19 protein-coding genes and 2 tRNA genes are annotated in these 22,726 nt (G+C 67.8%); 7 read left to right on the plus strand and 14 right to left on the minus strand.

All coding sequences use genetic code 11. From position 1 onward, the window contains the following. A partial coding sequence (locus tag ABD866_RS14875; protein WP_345067365.1) for an ExbD/TolR family protein occupies positions 1-158 on the plus strand: 158 nt, incomplete at its 5' end. Positions 159-537: 379 nt separating this feature from the next. After that, a complete protein-coding gene (hemP, locus tag ABD866_RS14880) occupies positions 538-759 on the plus strand; it encodes a hemin uptake protein HemP (RefSeq protein WP_345066886.1) in 222 nt (73 codons plus the stop codon). 275 nt (positions 760-1,034) lie between these two features. Here hemP and ABD866_RS14885 read toward each other — a convergent pair whose 3' ends face one another. Then, entirely contained in the window at positions 1,035-1,442 is a 408-nt protein-coding gene (locus ABD866_RS14885) for a GlcG/HbpS family heme-binding protein (protein ID WP_345066889.1), read from the minus strand. A gap of 229 nt (positions 1,443-1,671) precedes the next feature. Between ABD866_RS14885 and ABD866_RS14890 the strand changes: the two genes are divergently transcribed. Both ABD866_RS14890 and ABD866_RS14895 read left to right on the plus strand, forming a co-directional pair. Further along, positions 1,672-2,364, plus strand: coding sequence for a Bax inhibitor-1/YccA family protein (locus tag ABD866_RS14890; RefSeq protein ID WP_345066892.1), 693 nt, complete (start codon positions 1,672-1,674; stop codon positions 2,362-2,364). A gap of 144 nt (positions 2,365-2,508) precedes the next feature. Next, positions 2,509-2,850 carry a hypothetical protein gene (locus ABD866_RS14895; RefSeq protein WP_345066895.1) on the plus strand — a complete coding sequence of 114 codons (342 nt, stop codon included), beginning with the start codon at positions 2,509-2,511 and terminating at the stop codon, positions 2,848-2,850. Positions 2,851-2,894: 44 nt separating this feature from the next. On the opposite strand, the gene rlmD is transcribed toward ABD866_RS14895, so the two are convergent. The 3 genes from rlmD to ABD866_RS14910 form a co-directional block, all read right to left on the minus strand. Then, positions 2,895-4,391 (minus strand): 23S rRNA (uracil(1939)-C(5))-methyltransferase RlmD, encoded by a 1,497-nt coding sequence (gene rlmD, locus ABD866_RS14900; RefSeq protein ID WP_345066898.1) that lies wholly within the window; start codon positions 4,389-4,391, stop codon positions 2,895-2,897. An 81-nt stretch (positions 4,392-4,472) separates the two neighbouring features. Continuing rightward, positions 4,473-4,778, minus strand: coding sequence for a hypothetical protein (locus ABD866_RS14905; RefSeq protein WP_345066901.1), 306 nt, complete (start codon positions 4,776-4,778; stop codon positions 4,473-4,475). Between the two features lie 95 nt (positions 4,779-4,873). Continuing rightward, entirely contained in the window at positions 4,874-5,338 is a 465-nt protein-coding gene (locus tag ABD866_RS14910) for an Lrp/AsnC ligand binding domain-containing protein (RefSeq protein ID WP_345066904.1), read from the minus strand. Between the two features lie 146 nt (positions 5,339-5,484). Here ABD866_RS14910 and putA point away from each other — a divergent pair, with 146 nt between their 5' ends. Further along, positions 5,485-9,210 (plus strand): trifunctional transcriptional regulator/proline dehydrogenase/L-glutamate gamma-semialdehyde dehydrogenase, encoded by a 3,726-nt coding sequence (gene putA / locus ABD866_RS14915; protein ID WP_345066906.1) that lies wholly within the window; start codon positions 5,485-5,487, stop codon positions 9,208-9,210. A 667-nt stretch (positions 9,211-9,877) separates the two neighbouring features. Here the strand turns inward: putA and ABD866_RS14920 are convergent. From ABD866_RS14920 to ABD866_RS14965, 10 genes are all read right to left on the minus strand, one after another. After that, a tRNA-His gene (locus ABD866_RS14920) sits at positions 9,878-9,953 on the minus strand. 74 nt (positions 9,954-10,027) lie between these two features. Continuing rightward, entirely contained in the window at positions 10,028-11,941 is a 1,914-nt protein-coding gene (locus ABD866_RS14925) for a SurA N-terminal domain-containing protein (RefSeq protein ID WP_345066908.1), read from the minus strand. Positions 11,942-12,281: 340 nt separating this feature from the next. After that, positions 12,282-12,357: transfer RNA gene (locus ABD866_RS14930), tRNA-Val, on the minus strand. Positions 12,358-12,371: 14 nt separating this feature from the next. Continuing rightward, positions 12,372-12,644 carry an HU family DNA-binding protein gene (locus ABD866_RS14935; protein WP_345066911.1) on the minus strand — a complete coding sequence of 91 codons (273 nt, stop codon included), beginning with the start codon at positions 12,642-12,644 and terminating at the stop codon, positions 12,372-12,374. A 311-nt stretch (positions 12,645-12,955) separates the two neighbouring features. After that, positions 12,956-14,047: a tartrate dehydrogenase gene (locus tag ABD866_RS14940; protein WP_345066913.1), complete on the minus strand. Its 1,092-nt coding sequence runs from the start codon at positions 14,045-14,047 to the stop codon at positions 12,956-12,958. 69 nt (positions 14,048-14,116) lie between these two features. After that, positions 14,117-14,683, minus strand: a complete 567-nt coding sequence (gene pgsA, locus ABD866_RS14945; RefSeq protein WP_345066915.1) for a CDP-diacylglycerol--glycerol-3-phosphate 3-phosphatidyltransferase — start codon at positions 14,681-14,683, stop codon at positions 14,117-14,119. A 141-nt stretch (positions 14,684-14,824) separates the two neighbouring features. Then, positions 14,825-16,864, minus strand: coding sequence for an excinuclease ABC subunit UvrC (gene uvrC / locus ABD866_RS14950; RefSeq protein WP_345066918.1), 2,040 nt, complete (start codon positions 16,862-16,864; stop codon positions 14,825-14,827). Between the two features lie 151 nt (positions 16,865-17,015). Further along, the gene (locus tag ABD866_RS14955; RefSeq protein WP_345066921.1) at positions 17,016-18,008 is read right to left on the minus strand and encodes a Bug family tripartite tricarboxylate transporter substrate binding protein; all 993 of its coding nucleotides are present in this window, start codon (positions 18,006-18,008) and stop codon (positions 17,016-17,018) included. Positions 18,009-18,112: 104 nt separating this feature from the next. Then, a complete protein-coding gene (locus ABD866_RS14960; protein WP_345066924.1) occupies positions 18,113-19,240 on the minus strand; it encodes a hydroxymethylglutaryl-CoA lyase in 1,128 nt (375 codons plus the stop codon). After that, positions 19,237-20,463 carry a CaiB/BaiF CoA transferase family protein gene (locus tag ABD866_RS14965; RefSeq protein ID WP_345066927.1) on the minus strand — a complete coding sequence of 409 codons (1,227 nt, stop codon included), beginning with the start codon at positions 20,461-20,463 and terminating at the stop codon, positions 19,237-19,239. Before ABD866_RS14965 ends, ABD866_RS14960 begins: the two co-directional genes overlap by 4 nt. A gap of 142 nt (positions 20,464-20,605) precedes the next feature. Here ABD866_RS14965 and ABD866_RS14970 point away from each other — a divergent pair, with 142 nt between their 5' ends. Both ABD866_RS14970 and earP read left to right on the plus strand, forming a co-directional pair. Next, the gene (locus ABD866_RS14970; protein WP_345066930.1) at positions 20,606-21,511 is read left to right on the plus strand and encodes a LysR family transcriptional regulator; all 906 of its coding nucleotides are present in this window, start codon (positions 20,606-20,608) and stop codon (positions 21,509-21,511) included. Beyond that, positions 21,508-22,626: an elongation factor P maturation arginine rhamnosyltransferase EarP gene (gene earP, locus ABD866_RS14975; RefSeq protein ID WP_345066933.1), complete on the plus strand. Its 1,119-nt coding sequence runs from the start codon at positions 21,508-21,510 to the stop codon at positions 22,624-22,626. The genes ABD866_RS14970 and earP overlap by 4 nt, the downstream gene beginning before the upstream one ends. The last annotated feature ends 100 nt before the right edge of the window (positions 22,627-22,726 follow it).

Raw genomic sequence — 22,726 nt, forward strand, 5'->3', positions numbered from 1 at the left:
TGCCCCGCCTGCAGGCCGAGGCTGCGCGCGACCCGCAGCCGGACCTGCACATCCGCGGGGACAAGGAAGTGCGCTACGAGCGGGTGGCCCAGGCCATGGCCATGGCCCAGCGGGCTGGCGTGCGCAAAATTGGCTTTGTGACCGAGCCGGCGCAGTGACCGCCCGGCACGCTGCCTTCGGCGGGTCGACCAATGACCCAGCAGAGCGGGCGCTCTGAAGCCGCGCGAGAAAGCACCGGCGCCGTGCCCCGCCACACGGGCCCTGCCCCCTGGCAGCGCCCTCAGCGGCTCGCGCCAGCGGGCCCTGCGGGGCTTGACCAGACGGCGCCTGCATCGGCCTCGCACCGCTCAGCCCTGTGACCATGCGCACCGCCCTTGCGCACAGGCCCGCGGCCACTGCCGAGCTGGCCGCCGCGTGCAATCACTGGGGCTGACGCTGAGGCCGAGGCTGATACCGATGGATGCAACACAGCGCTTGACTTGCAATTGCGAATCACTATCATTTACATCCGTAGCGACGTTTCAGGATTTCCCAACCATGCAAGCCAGTTCCCTCGCACCCGCCCTGCCCCTTCAGACCTCTGCCCCAGGGATCTGTGACGCACGCGATGGCTCGGCACCGCCCTGCGGCACCGGCAATGCGCTGGCGCTGGACAGCCAGGACCTCCTGCGCGGCCACAAAGCCGTGACCATCGCGCACAACGGCGCGCTCTACCGCCTGCAAGCCACCAAGCTCGGCAAACTCATCCTGACCAAATAGGTTTCATCGTGGGGCGACTCCCGGGCTGCCATGCAGCCCGCCCGGGTCGTTTTGGCCAGCCAACGGGGAGACCCGCGTAGCCAGGCTTTTTTTGTCGCCTTTCTCACGGACCGGTGCGCAGACCTCCCTCAGGCCGGACGCACGCAAAAAAGCCAGCCCGGAGGCTGGCTTTTTTCATGCATCAAAAGGGATGCTCGTGCTCTACTAATATAGATAGAGCGCTCCATATTTGATAGCAAACCAATGCTGCCACCGATGCGATGGCTACACGCCGGTCACAGCCCCAGCGCTGCGATGCCCGCGCGCGCGATCTGCGCATCTTCGGTGGACTTCACGCCGCTCACACCCACCGCACCCAGGCATTGGCCGTCTTTGAGGATCGGCACGCCGCCTTCGAGCAGGCCGTCGATGGTGGGCGCGCTCAGGAAAGACGTACGGCCACCATTGATGATGTCTTCGTACACCTTGCTCTCGCGGCGGCCCAGGGCGGCGGTGCGGGCCTTGGACGGCGCAATGTGCGACGAGATGGCAGCGGCACCGTCGAGGCGCTGCAGCCACAGCAGGTGACCGCCGTCGTCCACGATGGCGATGGTCACGGCCCACTGGTTCTTCAGGGCTTCGGCTTCGGCGGCCGCGGCAATGGCCTTCACGTCGGCCAATTCGAGTTCGTGCTTGGTTTTCATGGATCGGTTTCCTGATAAGAGAAAGGTCTGCGCGGCGGCCGGCCCGGGGCAGGCGCGCTGCACTGGCGGTCGAGCATACCGGGTTCTCCCTGCACCCGCCTGGGCGGCGCGGGTGAAAGAATGCTGACCCCAATATGCCGAATCGGGTGCGGTTATTGCCTTGCAGGCGAAAGTGCCCCCCTAGAATCCAATCAGCCTGCAATGGGTGCAGGCCAAACAGGAGAAACACATGAACGACCAAGTCACCATGGGCCATGCCGCGGGCTACAGCCTGTCGCAGGAACAGCGGCACAAGGTGTTGCGCAACACGTACTGGCTGCTGGCGCTGAGCCTGCTGCCCACCGTGCTCGGCGCCTGGCTGGGCGTGGCCACGGGCATCACACGCTCGCTCAGCGGCGGGCTCGGCCTGATCGTGTTCCTCGGCGGCGCGTTCGCCTTCATGTTCGCCATCGAAAAGACCAAGCACTCGGCTGCGGGCGTGCCCGTGCTGCTCGCGTTCACGTTCTTCATGGGCTTGATGCTCTCGCGCCTGATCGGCATGGTGCTGGGCTTCAAGAACGGCTCCGAGCTGATCATGACGGCGTTTGCCGGCACGGCAGGCGTGTTCTTCGTCATGGCCAGCCTGGCCAGCGTGATCAAGCGCGATCTCTCGGGCATGGGCAAGTGGCTGTTCGTGGGCGCGCTGGTGCTCATGGTGGGCGCAGTGATCAACGTGTTTGTCGGCTCCACCGCGGGCATGATGGCGATCTCGGTGGCCGCTATCGGCATCTTCAGCGCCTACATGCTGTACGACCTCAAGCAGATTCTGGACGGCGGCGAGACCAACTACATCAGCGCCACGCTCGCGCTGTACCTGGACATCTTCAACGTGTTCCAGAGCCTGTTGGCCCTGCTGGGCATCATGGGCGGAGAGCGCGAGTAAGACTCGTCTCACCACCCCAGGGGCGCTCTCAGCGCTCCTCGCAAGGCTCCCTCGGGAGCCTTTGTCGTCTTCGGAGCTCCATCTGCCGCGCGCTGCTGTGGTTTTCCTCAACTCTGCCGCGCAGCGGCCGATAATCAAGAGAACATGCGCACGCGCCCTCTTCCTCTCTTGGCCCGCACGGGCCTGCTGGCAAGCCTGGTGCTGCTGTCGGGCTGCGAGTTGCAGATCCCGGGCATGGGGCCCAGTGCAGCCGCCGTCCGCGAGGCCGAATCCAAGGCCATCGGAGGGGCCTGTCGCCATGCGCTGCGGGGCCTGGAAGACTGCTACACCCTGAACCCCAAGGCTTCCAAATCGGCCATATTTGAAGGCTGGCGCGAAATGGACCTGTACATGCGCGAGAACAAGATCGACGGTGCGCCCTCGGTCATCAAGCCGCCAGAAAAACCGGCCAAGCCCGCGCGACGCGAGCCCGCCGAAGAGACCTGAGCGCGTGGCCGCCCGATAGGCCCGGGGCGGCGGGCGGCGGGGGTTCAGTCCACCTTGTCGAACACGGCCATGCTCTCCACATGGGCGGTGTGCGGGAACATGTTGACCATGCCCGCCGCGGTGCAACGGTAGCCTGCCAAGTGCACCAGCAGCCCCGCGTCGCGGGCCAGGGTGGCGGGGTTACAGCTCACGTACACGATGCGGCGCGGCGGTTGCCATTGCGCAGCCCCTTCGGGCAGCGGCCCTGCGCCCTCGGCACCGCGGCGCGCCTGCTCGATGTCGGCCAGCGCCTTGGCCAGCGCAAACGCGCCCTCGCGCGGCGGGTCTACCAGCCATTTGTCGGCCGTGCCGTCGGCCACCAGCATGGCCGGCGTCATCTCGAACAGGTTGCGTGCGACGAACTGCGTGGGCGCCAGCGGCCGCTGGCCGGCAGGCCGCGCCTGGTTGTGGCGCACGTTCTCGCGCGAGCGGGCCACCAGGGCTTCGCTGCCTTCGATGCCCAGCACCTCGCGCGCCTGCGTGGCCAGCGGCAGCGTGAAGTTGCCCAGACCGCAGAACCAGTCGATCACACGCTCGTGCGGCTGCACATTCAGCAGGCGCAGCGCGCGCGTCACGAGCACGCGGTTGATATGCGGATTGACCTGTGTGAAGTCGGTGGGCTTGAAGGGCATGTGGATGCCGAAGTCCGGTAAGCCATAGCCCAGCGTCGGGCCGCCTTCGTCGAGCCGGTGCACCGTGTCCGGCCCCTTGGGCTGCAGCCACCATTGCACGCCGTGCTCGGTGGCAAACGCACGCAGGCGGGCCACGTCGGCCGCACTCAGCGGTTCCAGGTGGCGCAGCACCAGGGCCGTGACCTCGTCACCGCACGCCAGCTCGATCTGCGGGCAGGTGTCGCGCGCCTCCATGGCCCCGATGAGCGCGCGCAGCGGCCGCAGCATGGCGCTCACATGGGGTGGCAGCACCGGGCAGACCTCCATGTCGGCCACATAGCGGCTCTTGCGTTCGTGAAAGCCCACCAGCACCACGCCCTTTTTGGCCACGTAGCGCACCGACAGGCGGGCGCGATAGCGATAGCCCCAGGCCGGCCCTTCGATCGGGCGCAGCAGCGTCTGTGCGCGCACCTTGCCCAGGTGCCAGAGGTTGTCTTCCAGCACCCGCTGCTTGACGGCCACCTGCGCACGTGGATCCAGGTGCTGCATCTTGCAGCCGCCGCAGGCGCCCGCATGCAGGCCGAAATGCGGGCATCCGGGGCGCACGCGCTGCGACGACTCGCGGTGCACGGCCAGCAGGCTGGCCTGCTCCCAGTTGTTCTTCTTGCGGTGGGTGTTGGCGCTCACCCATTCCGTGGGCAGAGCACCGTCGATGAACACCACCTTGCCGTCGGCCTTGCGGGCCACGCCCTGGGCGTCGAGGTCCATGGCGTGCACATGGAGGGCGTTGTCGGGCACGCTGGCCGGGCGTTCTGCGGGCACTAGGGCCGCAGCATCGGCGGAATCGGTGTCAGGGGTGTTGTCGTGGGGGAGGGATGCAGCTTCACTCATGCCCCGATTGTCTCAGGCGCAGCACCCGCACCCAATGCGCGTGCCCATGCCGGTGCGCAGCCAAGGCGCGCACCGCTGTCTTCATCCGCGGTCTGCGCGGGCCGGGCGCGCGAACGGTGGCTCGCCCACCCCTGCGGCAGAGCCCTTCGCCAGCCGGTTGATCGGCGTCTCACAACCATACGAGTCGGACGAGAACACCAGACGCGCACCCGGCATCACGCTGGGCATCGTCTGGTGCAGCGGACGCGACATGTCCACCGGGGGCTCGGCGTCGCGGTACACAATCTGGCCATCCGGTGCGTACACCAGGTAGCAAGCGGCCGACGCCGTGGTGCTGAACAGGGCCGAGGCCGACAAGGCCAACGCAAACTTCGCGGACAAGGTCATGGCAGGTGCTCCTCGCGGGCCGCAGGGCCGCGCAACGCCCGCATTATGCGGCGCATGCCGCGCCCACCCAAGCCACCGTTGCGCAAGCGCAAGCCTCAACCCAGCGGCAGGTGGTTGCTGTGCTTGACCTCTTCCATCACCGCATAGGTGCGCGTTTCGCGCACCCCGGGCAGTTGCCACAACACATGGCCCGCAAACACGCGGTAGGCGTTCATGTCGGCCGACCGCGTCTTGAGCAGGTAGTCGAAGCCGCCAGCCACCATGTGGCACTCCATGATCTCGGGGTGCACCTGCACCGCGGCCTTGAACTGGTCGAACACGTTGGGAGTGGTGCGGTCGAGCAGCACCTCGACAAACACCAGCATGCCGGCCCCGAGCTTGAGCGGATTGAGCCGCGCCTCGTAGCCCAGGATGAAGCCCTCGCGCGTGAGGCGCTGCACCCGCGACTGCACCGCCGTGGGCGACAGGGCCACCTGCTCGGCCAGGCGCAGGTTCGAGATGCGCCCGTCCTGCTGCAAAAGGCCCAGGATTTTGCGGTCGATACGGTCGATGGAGTCCATGGTTTGCGGCACTGCTTGGTGATTTTCACTATTTTCGCCTTCAAATTTGGTGATTCATTCGATGCACCTCGAATCATCATCACGCCCATGCAGGCAGCGCCCTGCCCAACCCCCACCCATCCGCCGCGCTCACGACGAGGTTCTTCATGACAACCACCGCACTGCCCCTGCTGACTCACCTGCCCGCGCACACCAGCCCTCTGCGCGCGGCCATTACGGCGGCATGCCGCCGCCCCGAGCCGGAGGCGCTCGCCCCCCTGCTGGAGATGGCACGCCTGCCTGCGCCCGCGGCCGCAGCGGTGCAGTCTGTAGCGATGCAGTTGGCCGGTGCGCTGCGCCAGCGCGGCACGGGCAGCGGTCGTTCGGGCCTGGTGCAGGGGCTGCTGCAGGAGTTCTCGCTGTCCTCGCAGGAAGGCGTGGCGCTGATGTGCCTGGCCGAAGCGCTGCTGCGCATTCCGGACAGCGCCACGCGCGACGCGCTCATCCGCGACAAGATCCGCGACGGCGACTGGCAGGCCCACCTGGGCCGCAGCACCTCGCTGTTCGTCAACGCCGCGGCCTGGGGCCTGCTGCTCACGGGCAAGCTGGTATCCACGCACAGCGAAGGCAACCTCTCGTCGGCCTTGCTGCGCCTGACGGCACGCGGCGGCGAGCCGCTGGTGCGCAAGGGCGTGGACATGGCCATGCGCATGATGGGCGAGCAGTTCGTGACCGGCGAAACCATTGGCGAGGCCCTGGCCAACGCCCGTCGCCTGGAAGCGCAGGGCTTTCGGTATTCGTACGACATGCTGGGCGAAGCCGCGCTGACGGCCGCCGATGCCGACCGCTACATGGCCGCCTACGAAGAGGCCATCCATGCCATCGGCCAGGCCTCGGCCGGACGCGGTATCTACGAAGGCCCGGGCATCTCCATCAAGCTCAGCGCCCTGCACCCGCGCTACAGCCGTGCCCAAATCTACCGCGTGATGGGCGAGCTGGCCCCGCGCGTGCTGCGCCTGGCCGAGCTGGCGCGGCGCTACGACATCGGCCTGAACATCGACGCCGAAGAAGCGGACCGGCTTGAACTCTCGCTCGATCTGCTCGGAGCACTGTGCCACGCCCCGTCGCTGGCCGGCTGGTGCGGCATCGGCTTCGTGGTGCAGGCCTACCAGAAGCGCTGCCCTTACGTGATCGACTTCGTGATCGACCTGGCCCGCCGCACGGGCCGGCGCATCATGGTGCGCCTGGTCAAGGGCGCGTACTGGGACAGCGAGATCAAGCGCGCCCAGGTCGATGGCCTGACCGACTACCCGGTGTACACGCGCAAAGTGCACACCGACGTGTCGTACATCGCCTGCGCACGCAAGCTGCTGGCCGCGCCCGAGGCGGTGTACCCGCAATTTGCCACGCACAACGCACAGACCGTGGCCACCATCCACCAGTTGGCCGGTCCCAACTACTACGCAGGCCAGTACGAATTCCAGTGCCTGCACGGCATGGGCGAGCCGCTGTACGAGCAGGTAGTGGGCCCGGTGGCCGAAGGCAAGCTCCACCGCCCCTGCCGCATCTACGCGCCCGTGGGCACGCACGAAACACTGCTCGCCTACCTGGTGCGCCGCCTGCTTGAAAACGGCGCCAACACCTCCTTCGTGAACCGCATCGCCGACGGCAGCATTCCGCTCGAATCGCTGGTGGCCGCGCCCGTGGAGGCGGTGGACGCGCTGGCGCGCGAAGAAGGCCAGGCCGGCCTGCCGCATCCGCGCATTCCGCTGCCGCGCGACCTGTACGGTGCCAGCCGCCGCAACTCCGCCGGACTCGATCTTGCGAGCGACGCCGTGCTGGAGCCCCTGGCGCAGACTCTGCAAAGCGGCCTGGCCCACACCTGGGAAGCCGCTCCGCTGCTGGCCTGTGCCAGCGTGCCAGGCACTGCCCAGCCCGTGCACAACCCCGCCGAGCACCGCGACGTGGTGGGCACGGTGCGCGAAGCCTCGGAGGCCGATGTGGACGCTGCGCTGCTGTGCGCCGAACGCAGCGCAGCAAGCTGGGCCGCCACTGCACCAGTCGACCGTGCCGCGTGCCTGCTGCGCGCCGCCGACGTGATGGAAGCGCGCATGGCACCGCTCATGGGCCTGCTCATGCGCGAAGCCGGCAAGACTGCCGCCAATGCCGTGGCCGAAGTGCGCGAGGCGGTGGACTTTCTGCGCTACTACGCCGCGCAGGTGCAGCGCGACTTCCACAACAGCACGCACCGGCCGCTGGGCGTGGTGGTCTGCATCAGTCCCTGGAACTTTCCGCTGGCCATCTTCACCGGCCAGGTGGCGGCCGCGCTGGCCGCAGGCAATGCCGTGCTGGCCAAGCCGGCCGAGCAGACGCCGCTGATTGCGGCCGAAGCGGTGCAGATCCTGCTCGCCGCCGGTGTGGCCCCGGGCGCTCTGCAACTGCTGCCGGGCCGCGGTGAGACGGTGGGCGCGCGCCTGGTGGCCGACGCCCGCGTGGCCGGGGTGATGTTCACCGGCTCCACCGAAGTCGCCCGCCTGCTGCAGCGCAGCGTGGCCCAGCGCCTGCGGGCCGACGGCGAACCCGTGGTGCTGATCGCCGAAACCGGCGGCCAGAACGCGATGATCGTGGACTCGTCGGCCCTGGTCGAACAGGTGGTGGGCGACGCCGTGGCCTCGGCATTCGACAGCGCAGGCCAGCGCTGCTCAGCCCTGCGCGTGCTGTGCGTGCAAGAAGAAGTGGCCGACCGCGTGATCACCATGCTTGAAGGCGCGATGGCCGAGTTGCGCGTGGGCCACCCGGCGGCACTGCACACCGACGTAGGCCCAGTGATCGACGCCGAAGCCCGTGCAGGCATCGAGCGCCACATTGAGGCCCTGCGCGCCCGCGGCCGCCGTGTGCACCAACCGCAGGTGCCAGCCGACGTGCTGGCCCGCGGCACCTTTGTGCCCCCCACACTGATCGAGCTGGAGCACATGGGCGAGCTGGAGCGCGAAGTCTTCGGCCCCGTGCTGCACGTGCTGCGTTATCCGCGCGCCGGGCTCGACGCGCTGCTCGACCAGATCCAGGCCACGGGCTATGGTCTCACGCAAGGCCTGCACACGCGCATCGACGAAACCATCGAACACGTGCTGGCACGCAGCCATGCGGGCAACCTCTACGTCAACCGCAACATGGTGGGTGCCGTCGTCGGCGTGCAGCCCTTTGGCGGCGAAGGCCTGTCGGGCACGGGCCCCAAGGCCGGCGGGCCGCTGTACCTGCTGCGCCTGCTGGCGCAGCACCCGGGCACCCTCAGCGTGACCGCCGAAGCGACGGCCACCGACACCGAAGGCATGCTGGCCCTGCGAGGGCCGCTCGACACCCTGAGTCAGTGGGCCCACGCCCAGGGCCACACCGCCCTGGCCACTGCCGCCACCCAGTACGCCAGCCGCAGCGTGGCAGGCCTGCGCTGCACCCTGCCCGGGCCCACCGGAGAGCGCAACACCTACGTACTGCAGCCGCGCGCCCACACGCTCTGCCTGGCAGACGACGCCCACGACCTGCTCGCCCAGCTGGCGGCCGTGCTTGCCGTGGGCGGCACGGCCCTCTGGCCAGACACGCACAGCGCACTGCGCAGCACCCTGCCCGACGCTGTGCAGACCCGCATCCGGCTGGTGGCCGCCGCGCCGCTTCCCGCAACTGATGTGCCGCTCGACGCCGTGCTGCACCAGGGCACAGACGCTGCGCTGCGCGCCTGCTGCACCGCCCTGGCCGCGCGCCCTGGCCCGCTCGTGGCCGTCACAGCGCTGCCCCCGGGCGGCCGTGCCATCCCGCTCGAACGCCTGCTGCTCGAACGCTCGGTCAGCGTGAACACCGCGGCCGCCGGCGGCAACGCCAGCTTGATGACCATGGGATGACCCGCCAGGCGCTGGCGGCCGTGCGCAGCACACAGTGCGCTGCGCACGGACCACCGACCGCGCCACGGTAGGTGCTGCAACGGCGTGATCCTCTGCGGTACAGAAGCGGTAAACAAGCGGCATCAAGGCGCTGTCGTGTCAGGGGTCAGCCGCTTCCAGTTGCGCGGCGCACACCGTCGTCCCTGCCAAGCGCACGGCCCTGCAGCGGCGGGCTACGGCCCAGTCGGCACCGCGGCATACCGATCTGCGGCGAATCGGCCGAAGATGCAGAAGTTCAGCGCTATCAATTTAGTAGCTGCTTGTGCTTGATATCTGGACGTTCGAGGCCAATATCATCACAACCCTGGCCCACTCGCTGTACCGGGTGATGCGCGTCCCCATGCAGCGCCGCAACTTGGGCAGGCGCCAGACGGGCCGCTTGCGCCCACAGGCAGAACCACGTACCGAGCGCACCGGTGCGCTGCAGCCAGGCGGCCTAGCACGACGCGACCTGGTCCGCCACCCGCTCCGTCGTGCCCACCTGCCCGGGCCTGGGTGCGGCGCAAGCCTCCTGCCGCCCGACCCACCGCTCACCGCCGCGCACCACTTCGCACGCCCAGCGCCGCCGACACAAGGCGATTGCACAGACGAAAAAAAAGCGCCAGATCGAAATCTGGCGCTTTGCATTTGGGGTGGCTGATGGGACTCGAACCCACGACGACAGGAATCACAATCCTGGACTCTACCAACTGAGCTACAGCCACCGTAGCCCTCAATTATAACCATAAAAAAGGCGGCTTTCTTCCGAAAGCCGCCTGATCAGCGCGTGCCGACTGCGTCAGCCTTCCGTGGAGGACGGGCGCGGGGCCTTGATTTGCACCTTGAAGCGCTGCTTGAGCAGTTCGTAATAGGCCAGCCCTTCTGCCGTGCCCAGCCACTGGGCGTAGATCTGGCGCTGCTGGGCCACTTCGGCCTCGGGCGTTGCAGGACGCTCTGCAATGCGGTTGACCTTGAGCACGGCGTAGCCCTGGTCGCCCAGATCGACACCGGTCCATGCCGGCAGCTTGTCGGCCTTGGCACGCAGCGCCGCATCGATGATGGTGCGCGGCTGGCCCTGCGGCTGATCGCGGGCGATGACAACGGGTGCGCCGAGACCGGTGGCGCTGTCGGGCGCCGCCGTCCAGGCGGCCAGCTTGGATTGCCCCTCCTGGCGCGCCATGTCGGCGGCGCGCTGGGCCACCAGCAGGCGGCGCGCGCGGTCCTTGACCTCATCAAACGGCAAGGTCTTGGCAGCCTGGTACTCGGTGATACGGCCTGCGACCAGTTGGCTGGAGCCTGTCTCCACCGCCTCGGTGTTGCGCTTGCTCTCGATCGACTCGCTGGCAAACAGCGCTGCGAGGAACTTCGGGTTGGCCAGCGGGCCTGCAGCGGCCGGGCCCGGATCGCGGGTCACGCCCTTGGCGGTCTGCACCTTGAGCTTGAGCTTTTCGGCCACGGGCTGCAGGCTATCGGCCTGTTCATACACGCTATTGGAGAAGGTTTCGGCCACTTCCGCGAACTTGCGGCGGGCCAGCTGCTGCTTGAGCTCGGACACCAGGGTGGGTCGCAGCTCTTCGAGCGAAGGACGGCGCGGCGTCTTCACGTCGGTGAGCTGGATGATGTGATAACCGAAATCGGTTTCCACCACATCGCTGATCTCGCCCTTCTTGAGCGCAAAGGCGGCCTCTTCGAACGGCTTGACCATGGCTCCGCGGGCAAAGAAGCTCAGGTCGCCGCCGCTGGGAGCGGAACCCGTGTCTTCGGAGTTCTTGCGGGCCAGTTCGGCAAAGCTGCCGGGCGACTTGCGCACCTGCTCCAGCAGCTCTTGCGCGCGGGCCTTGGCCTTCTCGCGATCTGCGGCGGCCATGCTTTGCGGCGCGTTGATGAGAATATGGCTTGCGCGGCGTTCTTCCTTGCCCGCAAGCCGGTCGAGGTTTTCCTGGTAGTAGGTCTTGAGGTCGTCCTCGGGCACGGTGATGGAGGCCATCACGCTGTCGAGGTCGAGCACCACATACTCCACGGTGGCCTGCTCGGTCTGCTGAAACTGGGCCGGCTTGGACTCGTAATACGCCTGCACTTCGGCATCGGTCGGTTGGGCCTTGCCGCTGAAATCTTCGGGCTTGAAGCGCACGATCTGCACTTCGCGGCGCTGGTAGAGCGCGTCCATCGCCTGCTGGCGTTGCGCCTCAGTACCAAACGCCGAGGTCACGATGCCGCCCATCACCTGGCGCACGGTCAAGTCCTGACGGACATTGGCCTCGAAACCTTCCGGGGTGAGCCCCTGGGCTGCCACCAGCGCCTGATAGGCCTGCGTGTCCAGGGTACCGTCCGGGCGGCGCAGCTGCGCAATGGCCGGGATCGACTGAAGCTCCTGCGCCAGGCGCGCATCGCTGGTGGTCAGGTGGAGGTCCTTAATGGCCGCAGCAAACACGCGGTCACGCACCAGGCGCTCCAGCGTCGCGTAGCGGGCCTGCGGCGAGTCGAGCAGCTTGGCATCAATGCCAGGCGACTGCGCACGCAGGCGGTCGGCTTCCACGCGGTGGGCATTGTCCCAGTCGGCCTGCGTGATGTCGTGTCCATCCACGCGCGCCACCACCGGGCTCTTCTCGGTGAAGTAACTGGCGTCGATGCCCACCAGCACGAACGAGGGAATGACCAGCAAGAACAACAAGAACATCACGATCTTGGAGTGCTTGCGGATGGATTCAAACATGATCGATCTTTCAGAGACAAAAAGAAAAGGCGAACTGGCGTCCGCCTTTGTCCGGCCGCGCGCGCATGCGCTTCAGGCCCTTATGGCAGCCACGCTCCATTGCTACCGTCTGTGCAAGAAAGTAAGCGGCGCTGCCCAGCACAGGCGGTGATTCTAGCGACTCCACCGCAGCCCTTTGTGCCCGGCCCCGTCGGGCTTGGGGACAGGCTGCCGAGGCCCTGCGAGCCACCGTGGCGGACTCCGGCCATCGGAGCCCGAGCACCTTGTAGCAGGCAGCGCGGTATCCACCGCTCTCACAAAGCAAAAGGGCCTGGAATGCTCCAGGCCCTTGGCTGAAATGTGGTGGGTGCTGACGGGGTCGAACCGCCGACCTACGCCTTGTAAGGGCGCCGCTCTACCAACTGAGCTAAGCACCCCACCGCATGGGTGATCAGTTGACCGCGTCTTTCAGGGCCTTGCCAGGACGGAACTTCGGCACCTTGGCGGCCTTGATCTTGATGGTGGCGCCCGTGCGGGGATTGCGGCCGGTGCGGGCAGCGCGCTTGCCCACAGCGAACGTGCCAAAGCCGACGAGCGACACAGTGCCACCCTTCTTGAGGGTCTTCTTCACGGCCTCGATCGTGGATTCCAGAGCACGCGCGGCAGCGGCCTTGGAGATGTCGGCGTTGTTCGCGATGTGCTCAATCAGTTCGGTTTTGTTCACAAGAAGCCTCTCGGGAATAGCGTTGATGGAAGGTCTCGGGACTTTGGCGTCTTCACTCGTGACAAAGAGCAGCTGGCAGCTGGTGGGTGTCTGACGGGGGAGGATTGTGCCGGCACAGCAGGAACTGCTGCGTCAGATTAAAGCCATCGAGTTTCCAAGTGTCAATACAACACGCCGTTTGCGGCAGCGATGGCGGGATTCTATGCGGAAATCCCACCCCTCGCGGGCTGGCCCGGGCTTTTGTCTCGCGGGCGTTGCATGGGCACGTTTCCTGATTGACAAGCCGCGCCGGAGCTGGCCTCGCGCCTGGATCAGCCCTGCAACACCTGCGCCACGGCACGCCCCACGTCGGCGGTGCTTGCGCGGCCGCCCAGGTCGGGGGTCCGCGGCCCGCCGTTGGACGGCTCCAGCACGGTTTCGATGGCCCCCAGAATGGCATCGTGCGCATCGCGGTGGCCCAGGTGGTCCAGCATCAGGGCGGCACTCCAGATTTGCCCGATGGGGTTGGCGATGCCTTTGCCCGCGATGTCCGGGGCCGAGCCATGGACCGGCTCGAACAGCGAGGGAAACTTGCGGTCCGGGTTCAGGTTGGCGCTCGGTGCGATGCCAATGGTGCCGGTGCACGCAGGCCCCAGGTCGGACAGGATGTCTCCGAACAGGTTGCTGGCCACCACCACGTCGAAGTGGTCGGGCCGCTGCACAAAGTGCGCTGTGAGGATGTCGATGTGGAACTTGTCCACCGCGATTTCAGGGTACTGCTGCGCCATCGCGGCCACGCGCTCGTCCCAGTAGGGCATGGTGATCGCGATGCCGTTGGACTTGGTAGCGCTGGTCAGGCGCTTGCGCGGGCGGCGCTGCGCAAGCTCAAAAGCAAAGCGCAGCACGCGGTCCACGCCGTGGCGGGTCATCACGGTCTCCTGCATGACCAGTTCGCGGTCGGTGCCTTCGAACATGCGCCCGCCGATGCTGGAGTACTCGCCCTCGGTGTTCTCGCGCACGATCACCATGTCGATCTCGCCGGGCTGGCGGGCGCTGCCGTCGCGGCGCACCACCGGGGCCACGATGCCGGGCATGAGCCGGGCCGGGCGCAAATTCACATACTGGTCAAACTCACGTCGGAACAGCAGCAGAGACCCCCAGAGCGACACGTGGTCCGGAATCTTCTCGGGCCAGCCCACAGCGCCGAAAAAGATCGCGTCGTGCCCACCGATCTGGTCCTTCCAGTCCTCGGGCAGCATGCGGCCGTGGCGTTCGTAGTAGTCCCAGCTCGAAAAGTCGAACGCATCGACCTCAAGACCGATGCCGAACTTGCGCGCCGCCACGTCGAGCACACGCAAGCCTTCGGGCATGACTTCCTTGCCGATGCCGTCGCCGGCGATGGCTGCAATGCGATGTCGCGTCATAGAGCAAAACGGATCAAAGAGGGGGTCAGAATCGCCGCGTGGTGCACACCGCGGGCCGGGCAAGACCGCTCAGCGCACGCGCGCACGGATCTCGGGCAAGGCTTTTTGCAGGTAGTACACCATGGACCACACGGTAAGCACCGCCGCGATCCAGATGAGTACGATGCCCCACAAACCGGTGTCGATGCCGCCGGGCAGATGGCCGTCGTACAGCAGGAAGGGAATGGCGACCATCTGCACGGTGGTCTTGACCTTGCCCAGCATGTGCACCGCCACGCTCTTGCTGGCGCCGATCTGGGCCATCCACTCGCGCAGGGCCGAGATGGCAATCTCGCGCCCGATGATGATCAGCGCCACGAACACGTCCACGCGCTGCAGGTGCACCAGCACCAGCAGCGAGGCGCACACGAGGAACTTGTCGGCCACCGGATCGAGGAACGCGCCGAAGGACGAAGTCTGGTTGAGCCGCCGTGCGAGGTAGCCATCCAGCCAGTCGGTGGCGGCGAACAGCACGAACATGACCGTGGCGATCAGGTTGCGCAGCCCGGGGTCGATCGGTGCGTAGAACACCCCCACGATCAACGGTATCGCGACGATGCGCGTCCAGGTCATGATGGTGGGGATGGTCAGGAACATGGCCGCGATTGTGTCACGGCCTGCGGCCCCCTTTCGTGTCCGGTTGTGAAGCGGGGGCATCGCCGCCCGCGCTGGCGATGGCGGCCCCGCCCACCCGCATCACCACGGCACACCGCATGGGCGGATGCGCGCAGCAGACGGTCAGCGCAGCGCCTGGTAGATCGCCTCGGCCAGCTCGTGCGAGATACCTTCCACGGTGGCAAGGTCGTCCACGCTGGCCGCGGCCACCCCGCGCACGCCACCAAAGCGCTGCAGCAAGCGCGCACGCTTTTTGGGCCCCACGCCTGGTATCTCTTCGAGCTGGCTGCCGCCCACGCGCACCTTGGCGCGCGCCGCCCGCATGCCGGTGATGGCAAAGCGGTGCGCCTCGTCGCGGATCTGCGCCACCAGCATCAGCGCAGCCGAGTCCCGACCCAGATACACCTTCTCGCGGCCGTCGGCAAACACCAGCTCCTCCAGCCCCACCTTGCGTCCCTCGCCTTTTTCGACGCCCACGATGCGCGACAGGTCCAGCCCGAGCTGCATGAACACCTCGCGCGCCACGCCCACCTGGCCCTTGCCGCCGTCGATCAGCACCAGATCGGGCAGACGGGCCATGCCGCGCGGCATGGCGGCCTGCCCGCCATCGGCCTGGGCGGCCGCGTAGTCGATGCCACCCTGCTCGCGGGCGGCCTCCGCCACCTTGCTGTAGCGGCGCAGCAGCACCTGGCGCATGGCGGCGTAGTCGTCGCCACCGGTAATGCCTTCGATCTTGTAGCGCCGGTACTCGCTGCTCTGCATCTTGTGGTGGTGAAAGACCACGCACGAGGCCTGGGTCGATTCGCCCGCGGTGTGCGAGATGTCAAAGCACTCGATGGTCAGGCGCTCCAGCTCGTCGGCGGGCAGGTCCAGCGCCTCGGCCAGTGCGCGGGTGCGCGCCTGCTGCGAGCCCTCTTCGGCCAGGAGGCGGGCGAGCTGCAGGTCGGCATTTTTCTGCGCCATGTCGAGCCAGGCACGGCGCTGGCCGCGCGGCTGGTGCACGGCTGACATACGCAGCCCGGCCTGGTCGGACAGTGCTTCGAGCAGCGCCTTGTCCACTGGCTCGCTTACCACCAGCACGGGCGGCGGCGGCACGGCGGTGTAGTGCTGGGCCAGGAAGGCTTCGAGCACCTGCACCTCGACGGGCCGCTGGGCCTGGGGCGTGGGTGCGTCGCCCTGCACGCCTGCGCCCTCGGGCTCCGCTTCGGCAGCCTGGGCCTCGGCGGCCAGCGCTTCGGCGTCGATGGCCACGGCGTCTTCCACATGCACCGGAAAGTACGGCCGGTCGCCCAGGTGGCGGCCACCGCGCACCATGGCCAGGTTCACGCAGGCGCGACCGCCCTGCACGCGCACGGCAAGGATGTCCACGTCCTTGTCGCTCACGGTCTCGATCGCCTGCTGGTGCAGCACGCGCGACAGCGCCGTGATCTGGTTGCGCAACTCGGCCGCCTGCTCGAATTCGAGCCGCTCGGAATGCGCCAGCATGCGCGACTCCAGGGTCTTGAGCAGCTCCTGCGTTTCGCCGCGCAGCATGGCCTCGGCGTGCTGCACGTCCACGGCGTAGGCCTCGGGCGAGATCAAGTCCACACAGGGGCCGCTGCAGCGCTTGATCTGGTAGAGCAGGCAGGGGCGCGAGCGGTTGGCAAACACCGTGTCTTCACACGTGCGCAGGCGGAACACCTTCTGCAGCAGCTGGATGGTTTCTTTCACGGCCCAGGCACTGGGGTAGGGCCCGAAGTAGCGGTGGCGCTTGTCCACCGCGCCGCGGTAGTAGGCCATGCGCGGAAACTGCTCGGCTGGCTGCTCGCCCCGCGCCTGCTGCGCGGCGGTGGAGGTGATCTTGAGGTACGGGTAGCTCTTGTCGTCGCGGAACAGGATGTTGAACTTGGGGTTCAACGTCTTGATGAGGTTGTTTTCCAGCAGCAGCGCCTCGGCCTCGGAGCGCACCACGGTGGTCTCCAGCCGCACGATGCGGCTGACCATGTGGCCGATGCGCGTGCCGCCGTGGTTCTTCTGGAAGTAGCTGGCCACGCGCTTCTTGAGGCTGCGCGCCTTGCCCACGTAGAGCAGCGTGCCGTCTGCATCAAAGTAGCGGTACACGCCGGGCAGCGGCGGCAAAGCCGCCACCTGGGCCAAAAGTTCGTCGGAATGCGCGTCGGACATGCGCGTATTGTGGCGCGGCCGCCGCAGCAAAGCGGCTTCGTGGCTGCTATTGTTTTAATAGCTGCTCGTGCTTGACTTATAAGCACGAGCGCCGTATTTGGTACCCAAACCCGCGCAACCCCTTCCTGCAGGCGGGTGGCGCGTGGCCGGGTCAGTCGAGCGTGGCTCCGGTTTCCTTGACCACGCGCTGCCAGCGCGCAAGGTCGTCGCGCACCAGCTTGCCCAGTTGCGCCGTGCTGCCCTTGAAAGGCTCGCACCCCACACCGGCCAGGCGCTCGACCACGTCCTTGTGCTCCAGCGCGCGGGCCACGTCGGCCTGCAACTGGGCCACCAGCGCGGCAGGCGTGCCCGCGGGGGCAAACAGGCCATACCACGGCGTCTGGCCAAAGCCCTTGAGGGTTTCGCCGATGGTGGGCGCATCGGGCAGGGCCGCCACGCGCTTTTCATTGACCACGCCCAGCACCTTGAGCTTGCCCGCCTTGATGAACGCAATCGACGACGGCAGGCTCTGCACCGACAGCGGCACCTGACCGCCCACCACATCGGTGGCCGCCGCCGCCGAGCCCTTGTACGGAATGTGCTGCAGCTCAATGCCCGCGGCCTTCTGCAGCATCTCACCGATCAGGTGGTTGAGCGTGCCGTTGCCCGCCGAGGCGATGGCGTACTTGCCCGGCTGGGCCTTGGCCAGCGCAATCAACTCGGCCACTGTGTTGGCAGCAAACGAGGGATGCGCCACCAGCACGTACCCGGCCGTGGCCAGCGGAGCCACGGGCTCGAAATCCTTGACCGGATCGAAGCCCGTGTTCTTGTACAGCCAGGGATTGATCACCTGCGCGCTGTCGGCCGTGATCAGCAGGGTGTAGCCGTCGGGCTTGGCCTTGGCCGCATAGGCCGTGCCCACGTTGCCCCCTGCGCCCGGGCGGTTTTCCACGATCACCGAGCCACCCCACTGCTCGGCCAGCTTCTGGGCCACCACGCGGGCGATGGCATCGTTGGCCCCGCCTGCAGCCTGCGGCACGATCACCGTGACCGGCTTGGACGGGAACTTGTCTGCAGCCGCTGCGGGCAGCCAGCTGGCCGCGCCGCATGCGGCGAAACACAGGGCCAGCACAGCGTGGCGGCGGCGGGGATGGGCAAGGTGCATGGCTTGTCTCCTGGTGGGTACAGCGCTCTGCGGCGCGTGGATGGTTGCGGATTGAAATCGGTGGGCCAGCGGCGCGGCGGCCCGCGGCTTGGGGCCTGTTCGCCCTATTCGTTCGCCGTTGCGCCACCCGCCAAAGCACCGGCCCTGGCGTCGTCACGCGCTTGGGATGGGGCGGTGTGCAAGTCCGTCGCACTGGGCACAACAGGGTGCTCAGCCCCTGCCCCTGCCCCCAGCGCGCGCATGCGCAGGGCTTCATAGCCGTCTGGCGGCGCGTGCAGCGCCCAGCGCGGCCCGGCCTTCACCACCTGGCCCGGCAAGTCCTCGCCCAGCAAGCCCGGCAAGCGCCGCGCCGCGGCCAGCAGCAGCGCCAGGTCCACGCCGGTGTCATAGCCCATAAGCTGCAGGGCATGCACCAGGTCTTCGGTGCACACATTGCCCGACGCGCCGGGCGCGTAGGGACAGCCGCCCAACCCGCCCAGCGATGCATCGAAACGGTCGGCTCCGGCGTCGAGGGCGGCCAGCACATTGGCCAGCCCCATGCCCCGCGTGTTGTGAAAGTGCAGCGTGAACACGCAGCCCGGCCAGTGCATGCGCGCCTGGGCCACCAGCTGCGTCACCTGCGCCGGATGCGCCATGCCCGTGGTGTCGCACAGCGTGATGCTGCGCACTCCCAGGTCCGCGAAACGCTGCACCCAGTGCCACAGCGATGCGGCGGCAATGTCGCCCTCCATCGGACACCCAAATGCGCACGAGAGCGACACGTTCACCCCCACCGCCGGGCTGGCCAGGCGCACCACGGCGGCCAGCGATGCGAACGACTGCTCTTGCGTCATGCGCAGGTTGCAGATGTTGTGGGTCTGGCTGGCCGACATCACCAGATTGAGCTCGTCGGCACCCGACTCGATGGCCCGCTCGGCCCCCCGCACGTTGGGCACCAGGGCCGCGTACACCACCCCGGGGCGGCGCTCAATCTCGCGCATCACCACCTCGGCGTCGCGCAGCGCCGGAATGGCCGCGGGCGACACAAAGGCCGTCACCTCGATCTTGGACAGGCCCGCAGCGCTCAGGGCATTGGCCAGCGCAATCTTGTCGGCGGTGGGCACAAACACCGACTCCATCTGCAACCCGTCTCGCAGACCCACCTCGTGCAGGCGCACGCGTCGCCCGCCTCCGTTCCACACAGACGCGGGTCGCCGCAGCGCGCTGGGCTCCGAAAGATTGCGGGGATTCATTGCACGACTCCTTTGCGGCGCAGCAGATCGATCTGGTCCGCAGTGAGACCGGCCTCAGCCAGGATGGCATTGGTGTCGTCGCCCAGGCGTGGCGCGCTGCCGCGCACGGCACCCGGCGTTCCCGACAACTTGGGCACGATGCCTGGCACCTCCAGGGTGTGGCCGTCCCGCGTGGTCTGGGACAGCAGCATGTCGCGCGCCCGGTAGTGCGGGTCTTCGGCAATGTCCCGCGCGGTGTATACCTTGCCGGCTGGCACGCGCGCAGCCGCCAGGGCATCCAGCACCTGCTGCACGCTGTGCTCGCGGCTCCAGGCGGCAATGGCGGCGTCGATCTCATCCACCCGCGCCACGCGGCCCGCGTTACTGGCCAGATCCGGGGCCTGGCCCAGGTCGGGGCGACCAATCGCGTCCATCAGCCGCTTGAAGATGCTGTCGCCATTGCCGGCCACGAGCACCCATCCATCGGTGCAGGGGTAGGCATTGGACGGCGCGATGCCCGGAAGCGCGCTGCCCGCGGGCTCGCGCACCACGCCAAAGGCGCTGTACTCGGGAATCAGGCTTTCCATCACATTGAACACCGCCTCGTGCAGCGCCACGTCGATCACCTGCCCCGGCCCGCCGTGCACCTTGCGGTGGTACAGCGCCACCAGAATGCCCAGCGCTCCGTGCAGGGCTGCCAGCGTGTCGCCGATGGACACCCCCACGCGCACCGGTACGCGGCCGGGCTCGGCCGTCAGATGGCGCAGGCCGCCCATGGCCTCGCCGATAGCACCAAAGCCAGGCAGATCACGGTAGGGCCCGGTCTGGCCGTAGCCCGAGATGCGCAGGATCACCAGACCGGGATTCAGCGCATGGAGTGCATCGGGCCCGAGGCCCCAGGCTTCCAGCGTGCCCGGACGGAAGTTCTCAATCAGCACATCGGCTTCTGCGATCAGGCGCCGTGCGATGTCCTGACCTTCGCTGGCGCGCAGGTCCAGGGCCAGCGAGCGCTTGTTGCGCGACTGCACCTGCCACCAAACCGAGGTGCCGTCTTGCAGCAGCCGCCAGTTGCGCAGCGGGTCACCGCTGCCCGGCGGTTCGATCTTCACCACGTCGGCCCCAAAGTCGCCCAGGGTCTTGCCGCAGAAAGGGCCTGCGATCAGCTGCCCCATTTCGATGACGCGCAGGCCCGCAAGGGCCATGGCTGAGGCAGGTGGTGCGGTCGTGGTGGCGGCGGCGGTCATGGCGGGTCGTGGATGCGGCAGTTACGGCCGGATGATGCGCAGTGGCCGCGTGCGCTCAAAGCGCTCATGCACGAGCGTGCCATCGCAAACGGGCATGGCTGGGCGGGGCTTGCTACCATCCCGCCACGCTCGCACTGCTGCCATGAAACTCGACCCCGTGTCCCTGCGCCTGTTTGTGGCCGTGATGGAAGAAAGCACCATCGCGGCGGCAGCCGAGCGCGAGCACCTGGCGGCGTCTGCCGTGAGCCGACGCCTGGCCGAGCTGGAGGACAGCCTGCGGGTGAGCCTGTTCACGCGCAGCAACCGCGGCACAGAGCCCACGGCGGCGGCCTATGCCCTGCTGCATCTGGCGCGGGGCGTGCTCAACGACCTGGACGGCATTGCCAGCCAGATGCGCGAATACGGCGCAGGCCTGCGCGGCCATGTGCGGGTGGTGGCCAACATCTCAGCCATCACGCAGTTCCTGCCCACCCAACTGCAGCGCTTTCTGGCACAGCACCCGGCCGTGGATGTGCGACTGCAAGAGCAGATCAGCACCGAAGTGGCCCGCACCGTGGCCGAGAACGCCGCCGACGTCGGCATCCTCAACGCCGGACATTACGGCGACCGCGTGACCTTGCTGCCCTACCGCCGCGACGAGCTGGTGCTGGTGGTGCCTGCAGGGCATGCCCTGGCCCGCAGACGATCGGTGCAACTGGCCGACGCCCTGCCCTATGACTTCGTCGGTGCCCACCCGGGCAGTGCCATCAACAACCTGTTGCACCGCGCCGCGTCCGCCGCCCAGGCCAGCCTGCGACTGCGCATCCAGGTCACGAGCTACGACGCGCTGTGCCTGATGGTGGCTGCGGGGCTGGGCGTGGGGGTGCTGCCCCGCGGCAGTGCCCAGCTGTACCGCGGGGCACTGGCGATCAAGGCCATCACCTTGGACGAGCCTTGGGCGCAGCGGGAGCTGTCGCTGTGCGTGCGCTCGCTGGAAGCCCTTTCTCCCGTGGCCCGCCAGCTGGTAGACCATCTGGCGCGCCCCGACAGCGAATGGCCCGCGGCATGACAGCGCCACCCACCCCACCGCCGGGCGATGTGGGCGCGCCCGCCACCACCGCACGCCGTTGGGACGTGTTCTGCCAGGTGATCGACAACTTCGGCGATGTGGGCGTGTGCTGGCGCCTGTGCGCCGACCTGGCACGCCGTGGCATGCCTGTGCGGCTGTGGATCGACGACGCATCGGCCCTGGCCTGGATGGCCCCTGCAGGTTGCCCGGGGGTCGAAGTGCGCCCTTGGCCGCAGGCCGCCCCAGTCGACGGCCCCGGCGACGTGGTGGTTGAGGCCTTTGGCTGCGCGCTGCCAGACGTTTTCGTGGCCACCATGGCGGCACGCCCGCAGGCACCGCTGTGGATCAACCTGGAGTATCTGTCCGCCGAGCCGTATGTAGAGCGCTGCCACCGGCTGGCCTCGCCCATCATGGCCGGGCCTGGCCGTGGACTGACGCGCTGGTTCTACTACCCCGGATTCACCAGCCGCACCGGCGGGCTGCTGCGCGAATCCGACTTGGCGCATCGGCAGGCCACGTTTGACCGCAACGCCTGGCGCGCAGCCCATGGCCTCGGGGCGGACGACACGGCGCTCCTGCTGTTTTGCTACGAGCCCCCAGGGCTGCCTGCACTGCTGCAACAGCTGCGGCTCCAGGAGCACTGGCACTGGTGCGTACAGCCAGGCCGGCCGACAGCAGCTCTGGACGCAGCCCTGCACAGGCTCCCAGCCGCAGACCAGGCACGCGTGCGTTCACGCACACACCGCTTCCCGACCTGCCCTCAGGCCGACTTCGACGAACGCCTCTGGGCGGCCGACCTGAACCTGGTGCGCGGAGAAGACTCGCTGGTGCGCGCCCTCTGGGCCGGTCGGCCGCTGGTCTGGCACATCTACCCCCAGGACGACAACGCCCACCATGCGAAGCTGCAGGCGTTCCTCGACTGGCTGCAGGCCCCGGACTGCCTGCGCGAGTTTCACGCGGCGTGGAACGGCCTGACCCCCGATGCGCTCCTGCCAGCCATCACCCCCGCCCACCTGCAGCGCTGGCAAGACTGCGTGCGCGCGGCACGCGCGCGGCTGATGGCCCAGGCGGACCTCGTGACACAGTTGCTGGGGTTCGTCACGGAAAAAAGCTAAAATCGCGGGTTTTGCGCCAGGACTGCCGGCACGACGCCGTGCTGCCCCACGGCGCCTTTCGCCGCAGAACATGCCCCGGTGCCGCCCACATGGCACACAC

It is taken from the genome of Acidovorax lacteus, assembly GCF_039540375.1.
GTDB classification, from domain to species: Bacteria; Pseudomonadota; Gammaproteobacteria; order Burkholderiales; family Burkholderiaceae_C; genus Acidovorax_G; species Acidovorax_G lacteus.